The following is a 12,971-nucleotide window of genomic DNA, read 5'->3' on the forward strand; positions in this document are numbered from 1 at the left end:
GGCACGGTCCGGACGGCCTGACGCCTCGCCCCCGGTGCCTCACGCCTTGGGGACGATCTGTACGTCGAGGTCCACGCGGATGCTGCGGCCGACCACCGCGATGCCGCGGGCCAGCATGGTCTGCCAACTGATCGTGTAGTCGTCGCGGTGGAGTTCGGTGGTGGCGCGGCAGGCGGCGCGGGGTTCGCCTTCCATGCCGGTGCCGAGGCCGAGGTATTCGGTGTCGAGGGTGACCGTGCGGGTCACGCCGTGCAGGGAGAGGGCGCCGGTGACGGCCCAGCGGTTGCCGCCGCGGTGGGTGAAGCGCTCGCTGTAGAACTCCAGCGTCGGGTACCGCTGCACGTCCAGGAAGTCCGGGGAGCGCAGGTGGTCGTCGCGCATGCGGACGCCGGTGTCGATGGCCGCGGCGTCGATCACCACGTGCATCGCGGAGTTCTCCATGCGGTCGGCGATGCGCACCGCGCCCGCGAAGGAGTTGAACCGGCCGTGGATGCGGGCCAGTCCGATGTGCCGCGCGGTGAAGGCGATGGAGGAGTGCGCGGGGTCGATCTCCCAGTCGCCGCGCGCCGGGGGCTCCGGGGGCTGTGCGACCTGGAGGGTCACGTCGCCCAGGGAGGCGAGGGAGTTCTGGCCGACCATCGCGGTCGCGCGGTAGGGCGCGTACCCCTCGGCCGCGACCGCGAGCCGGTACTCCCCCGCCGGGACCGTGGCCATGAACAGCCCGTAGGGGTCGGTGCCCCCGCTGACCACCTTGCGTCCGACGCTGTCGATGACCGTCAGGTCCGCGTTGCCCACGGGCTCGTAGACCGGATCGAGTACGCGGCAGCTCAGCACGCCGGCGTCCGGCGGGGTACGGACCGCCGCCAGGGGACTCGTCCGGTGGAACCGGTTCGTTCGTTTTTCCAGCCACCGGCCGAACATGTACGACACCTCTGTACGTCTCGACATCATATGTTGCCGAAGATTCATTCGATCACCTGATGCGGCTTTCGAGCAACACGAGCCCACATCAAGGCAATACGGCCCATGCGCCGGACTCGACCGAATTGGCGGTTACGGGAGTCGCCGGTCAGCCCTTCGCCACCTGGAGCCGCCCGTCCGCCCCACCTCCTCCGGTGAGCGCCAGGGCACCGTCCCGGTCCGTGCGCAGCACCACCGCTCCGCCCGCGCGCAACGCGGCCACCGTGGACGGCGCCGGATGTCCATAGGGGTTGTCGACGCCGCAGGACACCAGGGCGAGCCGCGGGGACGCCAGGCGTATCAGGTCGGGGTCCTGATAGGCGGAGCCGTGATGGGCGACCTTCAGCACGTCCACGCGCGCCAGGTCGGCCGCGTCCGGCGACAGCAGCAACTCCCGTTGCGCGGGCGGTTCGAGGTCGCCCAGCAGCAGGAGCCGCAGACCACCGGTCCGTACGAGCACGGCGACGCTCGCGTCGTTCGGTCCGTCCGGGTCCGGCGCCGGGGCGGCCGGGGGCCACAGCACCCGCCAGGCGAGCGGTCCGATACGGCGCTCCTCTCCCGCCACCGCCCGGGTGACCGGGATGTGCCGGGCGGCAGCTTCTCTGCGCACCGCCTCGGCCTGGTCCGGCGGTTCCGCGAAGCCGGTGGTCTCGATGGCGGCCACCGAACGGCCACGCAGCACGCCGGGCAGACCCGCGACATGGTCGGCGTGGAAGTGGGTGAGGATCACCAGCGGGACGCGGGTGATGCCCAGTTCGCGCAGACAGCGGTCGACCGGCGCCGGATCGGGTCCGGCGTCCACGACCACTCCGGCGCCGGGCCCGGTCGCGAGGACGGTGGCGTCGCCCTGGCCGACGTCGCACATGGCGTACCGCCAGCCCGGCGGCGGCCAGCCCGTGACCACCCGGGTCAGCGGAGCGGGCCGCACCACCGCGAGGAGGAGGACCACACCGAGCGCCCCGCACCACCACGGGTTCCGGACCAGGCGCCGCCCGGCGAGCACGAGCACGACCGTGAGCGCGGCGAGCAGGAACGCCCCCGGCCAGCTCCCCGGCCAGTCCACTCCCGCACCGGGCAGCGCCGCCCCGGTCCTGGCCACCGAGGCGATCCACTGGGCGGGCCAACCCGCGCCCCACGCAAGCGCCTTGGCGGCGGGCATCGCCACCGGGGCGACCGCGAGCGCGGCGAATCCCAGCACCGTGGCCGGGGCGACGGCCACCTCCACGAGGAGGTTGCACGGCACCGCCACCAGGCTCACCCGCGCCGACAGCACCGCCACCACCGGCGCGCACACCGCCTGCGCGGCGGCAGCGGCGGCCAGCCCCTCGGCCAGCCGGGCGGGAACCCGGCGCCGCCGCAGTGCCTCGCTCCAGCGGGGCGCGAGGAGCAGCAGCGCGCCGGTGGCCAGCACCGAGAGCACGAAGCCGTAACTCCGTGCCAGCCACGGGTCGTAGAGGACCAGCAGCAGGACCGTCGCGGCCAGCGCGGGGACCAGGGATCTGCGGCGCCCGGTGGCCAGCGCCAGCAGGGCGACCGCACCGCACGCAGCCGCCCGCAGCACGCTGGGATCGGGGCGGCAGACGATGACGAAGCCGAGGGTCAGGGCCGCCGCGAGGAGCGCGGTGGTCCGCAGCGAGAGACCCAGGCGCGGGGCGAGTCCGCGCCGTTCGGCGCGCTGGGCAAGCCCTGGCGGTCCGATCAACAGGGCGAGCAGGATGGTGAGGTTGCTGCCGGAGACGGCGAGCGTGTGCGCGAGGTCGGTCTCCTTGAACGCCTCGTCCAGGTCGGGCGTGATCCGCGAGGTGTCGCCGACGACCAGCCCGGGCAGCAGCGCCCGCGCGTCCGACGGCAGCCCCTCGGTCGCCTCGCGCAGCCCGGCCCTGAGCCCGCCCGCCAGCCGCTGGGGCCCGCTCGGACCTCCGACGACCCGGGGCACCGGCCAGTCGCGCACCCGCAGTACGGCGGCGCTCCGGTCGCCGTCCGCGTCGGCCGGTGCCAGTCGGCCCGCCACCCGCAGCTTCGTCGAGGGCAGCAGGGCGAGCCATGGCGGCCGGTCCGGCTCGCCCACGGCGCCGGTCGGCGGCGGGACCTTCGTGTCGACGATCAGCAGCACAGGACTCCGGGTCCGCACCTCCGACCTGTCGCCGTCCTCGTTCGTCACCTCCCGCACCTCGGCCCTCGCCAGCACCGCCACGGGTGCCGCACGGTCGCCCCGCACGCGCGGTCTGCTCATCCAGGGGTCACCCGTCAGCTCGACCTCGGCGGTGACGCTCGCGAACCGCCGCGCCGCCTCGGGCACCGGTCCGCGCCGTACGTCCTCCCCGTGCAGCCCCGCCGAGACGGCAGCCGCCGCGGTGCACAGCAGCACGGCCGCGACCGGCGCCCGGGGCCAGGCGAAACGTCCGCCCGGCGACCGCCGGACCGACAGCAGCCCGGCGACCAGGCAGACGGCCGCCGCCCCGAGGCTCCACCCCAGCGGGACCACGATGAGCAGCGCCGAGGCGCCCCAGGCGGCGAGGGCGGGCGGTACGAGCCGGAGGTCCGCCGGGGCCGTCTCCGGGGGCTCCCGCCCGGCGGGTCCCTCGGCGGAAGCGGTCCCGGCGGGAGCACCGCGTACCGCGCTCACGGCCGCACCAGCGGTTTCAGGTCCGAGAACCGGCTGTCCCCGATGCCGTTGACCTGCTTCAGCTCCTCGACCGCGCGGAATCCGCCGTGCCGGGTGCGGTAGTCGAGGATGTGCTGGGCGAGGACCGGGCCGACGCCGGGGAGGGTGTCGAGCTGTTCGGCCGTCGCGGTGTTGAGGGAGACCGGGGAGGCGGGACCGCCCGTACCCCCACCGCCCGCGGGTCCCGGTGGCGCGGCCGGAGCCATGGTCGAGCCCACGAGGATCTGCTCCCCGTCCACCAGGAACCGCGCCCTGTTGAGCCCCTCGGCGCTCACCCCCGGCCGCATCCCGCCCGCCGCCTTCAGCGCGTCGGCCACCCGTGAACCGGCGGGCAGCTCCCTGATCCCGGGTTCCCGCACCTTGCCGCCGACGTCCACCACGATCTGCCCGCCCGGCGGCGCCGAACCCGCCACGGTCACAGGGGATTTCACGCCGCCCGAACCCTCCGGTCCGGCGAACGGCTTCTTCGCGTGCACGACCTCCGGCGCGCTCACCGTCTGGGTGCGCCCGCTCCAGAAGTGCTGTGCCGCGAGCGCGGCGGCGACCAGGAGCACCACGGTGAGCGCGATCACGCCGCGCCGTTCGACCCCGCACCGGGTCTGGAGCCACAGCGGCATCCGCTCCCGCAGCGCGAGCCCGGCACGCTCCCGCCAGTCGGGACCGGGAGGCGGCGGCTCGGGCTCCTCCAACGGAGCCCTTACATAACGGGGTTGGTACCGGGCCCTTGCGCCTCCTGGTGGGGCGTTGCCCGACTCCCCCGATTCCACGGGTGGTTCACCGAAGAGAAGCCCGGCGCGGCGGCGCAGCTCCTCCGCCGGTACGGACGCCCGGTGCCGGGCCCGGCCGTTCTGCACCCGGCTGTCCTGCGCCCGCCCGTTCTGCGGTGGGCGGCGGTGCCGGGTGCGGCCGTCGGAGTCGGGACCCCGGCCCGGACCGCTGGTGGGGACGGCTGTACGTGTGTCTGATCGAAGTGCCATGCGACGAGGATCGGACATTCCGCCGACTCGCGATGATCTTGGTCAATTCCCGTGGAACCGGACCGGGTTGTGGACAACTCCGCCACCCTCACGAGTGACGCCCCCGCCTCACGGAAGCCCTCGCACGAGCCTCGCAAGAGCCCTCGCAGAGCCCCCTCACCGAGGCGAGACCACAACCCCCAGCAGCCCCGGCCCGGTGTGCGCCCCGATGACCGCCCCGACCTCGCTCACATGCATCTCGCCCAGCCTGGGCAGCCGCTCCCGCAGCCGCTCCCCCAGCACGGCCGCCCGCTCCGGCGCGGCGAGATGGTGGACGGCGATGTCGACCTCGCCGCTGCCCGCCCGCTCCACGGCGATCTCCTCCAGGCGGGCGATCGCCCTGGACGCGGTGCGGACCTTCTCCAGGAGTTCGATGCGGCCGCTCGCGAGCTGGAGCAGGGGTTTGACGGCGAGCGCGGAGCCGAGCAGTGCCTGTGCGGTGCCGATGCGGCCGCCCCGGCGCAGATAGTCGAGGGTGTCCACGTAGAAGTACGCGGAGGTGGTCGAGGCGCGCTTCTCGGCGGCGGCCACCGCCTCGTCCATCGTGCCGCCCGCCTCTGCCGTCCCGGCCGCCGCCAGCGCGCAGAAGCCGAGCGCCATGGCGACCATCTGTGTGTCCACGACCCGTACGGGCACGGGTGCCTGACGGGCTGCCAGGACCGCCGCGTCGTAGGTGCCGGACAGTTCGGCGGACAGGTGGAGGGAGACGATGCCGCTCGCGCCGGAGGCGGCGACCTCCTGGTAGACCGCGGCGAACTCCTCGGGGCTGGGCCGGGAGGTGGTGACCGGGCGGCGCTTCTGGAGTGCCTGGGCGAGGGAGCGGGTGGAGATCTCGGTGCCCTCTTCGAGCGCCCGGTCGCCGAGCACCACGGTCAGCGGCACCGCGGTGATGCCGTGGCGCTCCATCGCCCCGTGCGGCAGGTAGGCCGTTGAATCGGTGACGATCGCGACATGGCGGGACATGAGCTGGAGGTTACCTGGCGTAGGAGGGGTGCGGCAGCCCGACCCCGGTCGGTGGAACCGGGACCGGCGGAGGGGCCGGGATCAGGCGGTGGTCTCGGGGCGCGGCTTGCGCTGCCAGGGGTGGACGGGGCGCGGTCCGGGCGGGGTGATCGCGTGCGGGGCGAGGGGGTCCGGGCGGTCGGAACCGGCGGCCGGGGGCCAGTCGCCGCCCGCGTTCGCCGGAGCCTCCGGCCAGGAAGCCACCGGGTCGCCGGGTCCGGTCCGGGTCCAGTGGCGCAGGGCGCCTGCCTCGATGTCGATCTGGGCGCTGAGGGAGTCCAGGTCGTCGTCGGCGAAGCGCCCCGCGCGGTCGCGGACGGCCCAGCGCAGGGAGTCGGCGGAGGCGGTGATGCGCTCGGTGCGGGTGCGCAGCTCGGGCAGCCGGGCGGCGAGGGTGGAGCGGTCGGGCTCGGACTCCAGGCGCCGCAGGATGCCGTCCAGTTCCTGGCCGTGCGTGCTCAGGCGCTCGAAGAGACCGAGGGACTCCTTCAGCGACTCGTCCTGGACGACGCCCGAGTGCAGCGCGTCCTGGGTGGCGCGCATCGAGGTGCGCAGGGTGAGCCGCAACTGGGCGATCTCCCCGGCCGGACCGGGGCGGCCGTAGGACTTGGCGCGCAGGGTGTGGTCCTCGACCGTGCGGCGGGCCTGGGCGACCGTGCGGTCCACGGTGCGCTTGGCGGCGCCGACCACCTTGACCGTGACGTAGACGCCGAGGCCGAGGCAGAGCAGGACGAGCAGGGCGACCACGGTGAGCACGGTTTCCATGACGCTCCTCCTCGACCCCTGGGCGGCACGCACCGCCTCGCTCTTTACGGTAAACGCAACGGGCAGGCCCGGGGTTCCGTCCGAACCCCGAACCTGCCCGTAGGGGATCACCCCGACGTCCGGTTCTCCCGGGCGCGGCACCGCCCGGTCCGCCGGGCGGCGGGCGCCCGGCGGCCGATGTCCCGCCGTTGTCCCGGTGTGCGTCAGCCGGTCACGATGTTGACCAGCTTGGGCGCCCGCACGATCACCTTGCGGATGACCGCGCCGTCCAGGGCGGCGACGACCTTCTCGTCGGCCAGCGCCGCCTTCTCCAGTTCCTCGTCGGAGATGGCCGGGGACACCTCCAGGCGCGCCTTGACCTTGCCCTTGATCTGCACGACGCAGGTGACGGACTCGTCCACCACGTACCGCGGGTCGGCGACGGGGAAGTCCTGGTGGACGACCGAGTCGGTGCGGCCCAGCTTGCGCCACAGCTCCTCGGCGATGTGCGGGGCCAGCGGCGCGACCAGCAGGACCAGCGACTCGGCGACGGTGCGCGGCAGGGCGGCACCGGACTTGGTCAGGTGGTTGTTCAGCTCGGTGATCTTGGCGATCGCCGTGTTGAAGCGCAGCCCGTCCAGGTCCTGGCGCACGCCGTCGACCGCCTTGTGCAGGGCGCGCAGCGTGTCCTCGTCGGGCTCGGCGTCGGTGACGGTGATCTCGCCGGTGTTCTCGTCGACGATGTTGCGCCACAGCCGCTGCAGCAGGCGGAACTGGCCGACCACCGCGCGGGTGTCCCAGGGGCGGGAGACGTCCAGCGGGCCCATCGCCATCTCGTACAGGCGCAGGGTGTCGGCGCCGTACTCGGCGGCGATCTCGTCCGGGGTGACGGCGTTCTTCAGGGACTTGCCCATCTTGCCGAGCAGCCGGGAGACCTTCTCGCCCTCGTACCAGAAGGCGCCGTCGCGCTCCTCGACCTCGGCGGCGGGGACGGCGATGCCGCGGCTGTCACGGTAGACGTACGCCTGGATCATGCCCTGGTTGAACAGCTTGTGGAACGGCTCGGCGGACGAGACGTGTCCCAGGTCGAAGAGGACCTTGGACCAGAAGCGGGCGTACAGCAGGTGCAGCACCGCGTGCTCGGCGCCGCCGACGTACAGGTCGACACCGCCGTGCGGCATGCCCTCGCGCGGACCCATCCAGTACTGCTCGGTCTCGGGGTCGACCATGGCCTGGTCGTTGCGCGGGTCCAGGTAGCGGAACTCGTACCAGCAGGAACCGGCCCAGTTGGGCATGGTGTTGGTCTCGCGGCGGTACTTGCGCGGACCGCGGCCGTCGCCCAGGTCCAGGGTGACGTGGACCCACTCGTCGTTGCGCGAGAGCGGGGTCTCGGGCTGGGTGTCGGCGTCGTCCGGGTCGAAGGTGCGCGGGCTGTAGTCCTCGACCTCGGGCAGCTCCAGCGGGAGCATCGACTCGGGCAGCGCGTGGGCGACGCCGTCCTCGTCGTAGACGATCGGGAAGGGCTCGCCCCAGTAGCGCTGGCGGCTGAACAGCCAGTCGCGCAGGCGGAAGTTGACCGTGCCCTCGCCGATGCCGTTCTCGGCCAGCCAGTCGGTGATGCGGGCCTTGGCCTCGGGGACGGCCAGTCCGTCCAGGGTGACGCCCTCGCCCGCGGAGTTGACGAGCTTCGCGTCGTAGGAGGCGAACGCGTCGTCCCACGTGGAGGTGTCGGTACCGCGGCCGTCGGTCGGCTCGACCACGCAGCGGATCGGCAGCTCGAAGGCGCGGGCGAAGGCGAAGTCGCGCGTGTCGTGGGCGGGGACGGCCATGATGGCGCCGGTGCCGTAGCCCATCAGCACGTAGTCGGCGATGAAGACCGGGACCCGCTCGCCGTTGACCGGGTTGACCGCGAACACACCGGTGAAGACGCCGGTCTTGTCCTTGGCCTCGGCCTGGCGCTCCACGTCGGACTTGGCGGCGGCCTGCGCGCGGTAGGCGGCGACGGCCTCGGCGGGGGTGGCGTGACCGCCGGTCCACGCCTCGTGGGTGCCCTCGGGCCATGCCTCGGGGGTGAACTTCTCGACCAGCGGGTGCTCGGGGGCGAGCACCATGTAGGTCGCGCCGAACAGGGTGTCGGGGCGGGTGGTGAAGACGGTGATGCGCTCGCCGTCGACGGGGAAGTCGACGCGGGCGCCCTCGCTGCGGCCGATCCAGTTGCGCTGCTGGAGCTTGATGGCCTCGGGCCAGTCCAGCGCGTCCAGGTCCTCGATCAGACGGTCGGCGTAGGCGGTGATGCGCATGTTCCACTGGCGCAGCTTGGCCTTGAAGACCGGGAAGTTGCCGCGCTCGGAGCGGCCGTCGGCGGTGACCTCCTCGTTGGCCAGCACGGTGCCCAGACCCGGGCACCAGTTGACCGGCGCGTCGGAGGCGTAGGCCAGCCGGAACTCGCTCAGCACGTCGGCGCGCTCGGTGGCGCTCAGCTCGCTCCACGCGCGCGTGTGGCCCGGTACGGGACGCTCACCGGACTCGAAGAGGGCGATCAGCTCGGAGATCGGGCGTGCCTTGGCGGCCTGCTCGTCGTACCAGGAGTTGAAGATCTGCAGGAAGATCCACTGGGTCCACTTGTAGTACTCCGGGTCGATCGTGGCGAACGACCGGCGCTTGTCGTGGCCCAGACCCAGCCGGCGGAGCTGGGCCTTCATGTTCTCCATGTTGGCCTCGGTGGACGCGCGCGGGTGCGTGCCGGTCTGCACCGCGTACTGCTCGGCGGGCAGGCCGAAGGCGTCGAAGCCCAGGGTGTGCAGGACGTTGTGCCCGGTCATGCGCTGGAAGCGGGCGTAGACGTCGGTGGCGATGTAGCCCAGCGGGTGGCCGACGTGCAGACCGGCGCCGGAGGGGTACGGGAACATGTCCATGATGAACTTCTTGGGCCGGGCGACCAGCTCGGGGTCGCCCCCGAGGGTGCCCTTGGGGTTCGGGGCGGCGTACGTGCCGTCCGCGTCCCAGAAGTCCTGCCAGCGTGCCTCGATCTCGGCGGCCATGGCGGCCGTGTAGCGGTGCGGCGCGGCCTCCGCCGACGCGGCAGCGGTGGCGGAGGGGTTCGTCTCGCTCATGATCCTCAAAGCTCCATCGATCGTCTCTGCCTGCGGAAACGAAAAATCCCCTCACACAGGAGGGGATGCCGCGCCGGCTCCGACCGTCCGGTTCGACCGGTGGTCGGCACTGTCAGCGCGGCTCGCTAAGCAGAAGGCGTACAGCACGCATGGCGCTAGGGTACCGCAGCCCTTGAGCAAGCCGCGACGCTCTTGCGTATGCCATGGAGACATGTCCGTACGGCCGCCAGATCTGCACCCGGGTCAAGGATTACTTCGCGTAACAGTCACTAAGGGACGGCACCCTCGCGGTTCCGTTCGTTGGATAACAACGCAATAACTCAAACCTCGTACTGATCGGTATGGCTCCACTTAGAGTTCGGCAGCGGGACCGCCTTCCCGAAACTGCTCGGAGTTGCCCCCATGAACCCTCGTCGTAGTAACAGCTCGCTCCCCAAGCCAGGCCGCTCGGCCTACGGGGTGGCGTCCGCTGTCGTCCTGCTGCTCATACCCGTGGTCGTGCTGGTCGGAGGCAGCCAGTTCCAAGAATTCCTGAACTTCGGCGCGGGCGTGCTGTCCCTCGTCTCGCTCAGTTGCTCGGTGATCTGGGGTCTGGTCGCCCAGGACCGCATCCTGCTGAACATCCGGCAGCGGATCGTCGGCCAGGCCATCCACCGGACGACGGCGGTCGCCTCGATCGCGTTCCTGCTGCTGCACATCACCACAAAGATCGCGCTGGACCACACCGTGGTGATCGCGGCGCTGATCCCGTTCTCGCTCGGCTTCACCGGCAGCGGCGGACTGATCGGTCTCGGCTCCCTGGCCGGACTGCTCATGATCTTCGTGGGCGTCACCGGCGCCCTGCGCAGCAACTTCGCCACCCCGGCGCCGGTCGCCGCCCGCTGGCGCGCGATGCACATGCTCGCCTACCCGGCGTGGTGCGCCGCCCTGGTCCACGGTCTGTACGCGGGTCGCGCGGCCAAGCCGATCTTCACCATCCTCTACAGCCTCTCCCTGCTCGGCGTGATGGCCGCCCTCGCGCTGCGCGCCGCGCCGCGCCCGGTCAAGCGCAAGCTCTCCGACCGCGTCATGGCGCTCCTCGGGAACTCCAACCGGCCCGGCATGGAAGAGCTGGAGGCCAGCCGCAACCGGGTCGCCGAGTCCGGCGTCCGGGACCGCGAGCCCCGACGCGGCGGCGGAGGTCCGGGTGCCGGTTCCGGTGGTCTGTACCAGTCCCCTGCCGCGGGTGCGGGCGGCGCCGGTTTCGCCGCCGCGTACCGCACCGCCGGTCCCCCGCAGCAGCAGTACCCGGGCGTCCGCCAGGACACCCCCGACATGCGTCCCACCGAGGCCATGCCGCGCGTGAACGACCCGTCCGGCCCGAGCTGGCCGGTCCCCTCCCCGCCGCCCGTGGGCGAGGCGCCGCCGTCGGCCTACGACCCGCTCCAGGACACGGGATACTCCATCCCCGTCTACGGCAATCCGGGCACGCCGGGCGGCGGCGGAGGTGATGTGCGCAACACGGGTGAGACGAACGCCCGGTACGGCACGTACAACTCGTCCGAAACGTTCAACAGTGGTCCCGCCACCGAACCAACCCCCGGCGCCTCCTTCGACGCGCCGGGTTCGGGCGAACCTTGGAACATGCCTTCCGGAGGCTATAGGTGAACGAGGCCCTGCCCGACGTCCCCGAAGTCCGCGTGGTCGGGCTTCCCCAGCTCACGTCGGGCTTCGACCTTGTGGAGCGGCTCGACCTGCCCATGCACCTCAAGGTGCACGGGCCGCTCGACCCGCTCGGCGGCGAGCAGCTCGCGCAACTCGCCGAGAGCATCAACCTCAAGGGCCGCGGCGGCGCGGGCTTCCCCTTCCACAAGAAACTCCGCTCGGTCGCCGAGTCGGCGATCAAGAAGGGCGTCCGCCCGGTCGTCGTCGTCAACGGCAGCGAGGACGAACCGGCCTGCCGCAAGGACACGGTGCTCATCAACCGTGCCCCGCACCTCATCCTGGACGGCGCGCTGCTGTGCGCCGAGGCGATGGGCGCGCGCACGCTGGTGATCGGCGTGACCCGTGAGTCCACCCAGCGCTCCATGGAGGCAGCGCTCGCCGAACGCGGTCTGAGCAACAGCCGCCGCTCCGCCCTGCGCGCCTGGGTGCAGCGCAACCCGGTGCGCATGGTCACGGGCGCCGCCGCCTCCCTGATCCGCTCGGTGGACGGCGGTCCGGCGATCCCGCCCGGCCGCAAGGTCAGCGCCTCGCAGAGCGGTGTCGGCGGCGCGCCCACGCTGCTGTCGAACGCCGAGACCTTCGCCCAGCTCGCCATCGCCGCCCGCATCGGCCCCGAGCGCTACGGCAACACCGGTCTGTACGACGAGCCGGGCACCGTCATGCTGACCGTCTCCGGGGCGGTCGCGCGCCCCATGGTCATCGAGGTGCCGACGGGCGTGCCGCTGCGCTACGTCCTCCAGCTCGCCGGAGCCCCGCCGGTCCCGCAGGGCGTACTGACCGGCGGCTACCACGGCAAGTGGATCGACGCGGCGACCGTGAACGAGGCGATCGTCTCCCGCAACTCGCTGGACGCGGTGGGCGGCGCGCTCGGCGCGGGCGCGATCCTGCCGATCAGTCAGGAGACCTGTCCGCTGGGCGAGTCGCTGCGGGTGGCGCAGTGGCTGGCCGAGGAGAGCGCCGGCCAGTGCGGGCCCTGCTACCTCGGACTGCCCGCCGCCGCGCGCGGCATGGAGGACATCATCAACGGCGGCGGTCCGGCCGCCCTGGAGGCGCTGAAGCAGGTCGCCAAGAGCGTGAAGCGGCGCGGTGCGTGCTCGCACCCGGACGGCTCCGCGATGTTCCTGGAGTCGACCATCAAGGCGTTCACGGACGACCTGGCCGCCCATGTCCTCGGCAACGGCTGCGGACGGCCCGTGGAGGGCGTTCTGCCGCTCTTCGAGGGCGGCAAGATGCCCACGGGCATCCCGGGCGGCGCAGAGCCGGAGGACTCCGGCGGCAGCCGCCAGAAGATCTACGTGGACTGGACGCTGTGCCGGGGTCACGGGCTGTGCGCGGACATCCTCCCGGAGGTGTTCGAGCTGGGCGCGGACGGCTTCCCGACCGTCGCCCAGGCGTCGGTGCCGCGCTACGCGGAGGCGAAGGCGCTGCGCGCGGTGCGGCGCTGCCCGGCGCTCGCGCTGCGGATCGAGGAGGACACCCGGGGGCAGGCGCCGTCGAGGAACCTGCCGGTGGTCTCCCAGGGGCGCGGACGGCGCGCGCTGGGGCGCTGAGAGACGACAAGGCGGGCCGCCCGGTTCCCGGGTGGCCCGCCTTCGTCGTGTCGCGGCTCGTGAACGCCGCAGGTCTTCTCTCGCGTCTCCTCGTGGAAACGCCGAGGGCGGACCATCCTTCCGGATGATCCGCCCTCGACTTCTGTGGAGCTAAGGAGAATTGAACTCCTGACCTCCTGCATGCCATGCAGGCGCTCTACCAACTGAGCTATAGCCC

At 72.6% G+C, this 12,971-nt stretch carries 8 protein-coding genes and 1 tRNA gene; 2 read left to right on the plus strand and 7 right to left on the minus strand.

The features are described 5' to 3' along the window. Positions 1–39: 39 nt before the first annotated feature. The 6 genes from IF655_RS10120 to leuS form a co-directional block, all read right to left on the minus strand. Positions 40–921 carry a YceI family protein gene (locus tag IF655_RS10120; RefSeq protein ID WP_199583769.1) on the minus strand — a complete coding sequence of 294 codons (882 nt, stop codon included), beginning with the start codon at positions 919–921 and terminating at the stop codon, positions 40–42. A 148-nt stretch (positions 922–1,069) separates the two neighbouring features. Further along, positions 1,070–3,586 (minus strand): ComEC/Rec2 family competence protein, encoded by a 2,517-nt coding sequence (locus IF655_RS10125; protein WP_199583770.1) that lies wholly within the window; start codon positions 3,584–3,586, stop codon positions 1,070–1,072. Further along, complete coding sequence (locus tag IF655_RS10130; protein WP_199583771.1) at positions 3,583–4,602, minus strand: ComEA family DNA-binding protein; 1,020 nt, start codon at positions 4,600–4,602, stop codon at positions 3,583–3,585. Before IF655_RS10130 ends, IF655_RS10125 begins: the two co-directional genes overlap by 4 nt. Positions 4,603–4,758: 156 nt before the next feature. Then, positions 4,759–5,604, minus strand: a complete 846-nt coding sequence (locus IF655_RS10135) for a DegV family protein (RefSeq protein WP_199583772.1) — start codon at positions 5,602–5,604, stop codon at positions 4,759–4,761. A gap of 81 nt (positions 5,605–5,685) precedes the next feature. Beyond that, positions 5,686–6,408, minus strand: a complete 723-nt coding sequence (locus IF655_RS10140) for a hypothetical protein (RefSeq protein ID WP_199583773.1) — start codon at positions 6,406–6,408, stop codon at positions 5,686–5,688. 203 nt (positions 6,409–6,611) lie between these two features. Further along, positions 6,612–9,500: a leucine--tRNA ligase gene (gene leuS / locus IF655_RS10145; RefSeq protein ID WP_199583774.1), complete on the minus strand. Its 2,889-nt coding sequence runs from the start codon at positions 9,498–9,500 to the stop codon at positions 6,612–6,614. Between the two features lie 402 nt (positions 9,501–9,902). On the opposite strand from leuS, the gene IF655_RS10150 reads away from it, so the two are divergent. Then, complete coding sequence (locus IF655_RS10150; protein ID WP_199583775.1) at positions 9,903–11,147, plus strand: cytochrome b/b6 domain-containing protein; 1,245 nt, start codon at positions 9,903–9,905, stop codon at positions 11,145–11,147. Further along, complete coding sequence (locus tag IF655_RS10155) at positions 11,144–12,754, plus strand: NADH-quinone oxidoreductase subunit NuoF family protein (protein ID WP_199583776.1); 1,611 nt, start codon at positions 11,144–11,146, stop codon at positions 12,752–12,754. Before IF655_RS10150 ends, IF655_RS10155 begins: the two co-directional genes overlap by 4 nt. Before the next feature lie 145 nt (positions 12,755–12,899). Here the strand turns inward: IF655_RS10155 and IF655_RS10160 are convergent. Then, positions 12,900–12,971, minus strand: a tRNA-Ala gene (locus IF655_RS10160).

This window comes from Streptomyces sp. DSM 110735, from assembly GCF_016482685.1.
In the GTDB taxonomy this organism is placed as follows: domain Bacteria; phylum Actinomycetota; class Actinomycetes; order Streptomycetales; family Streptomycetaceae; genus Streptomyces.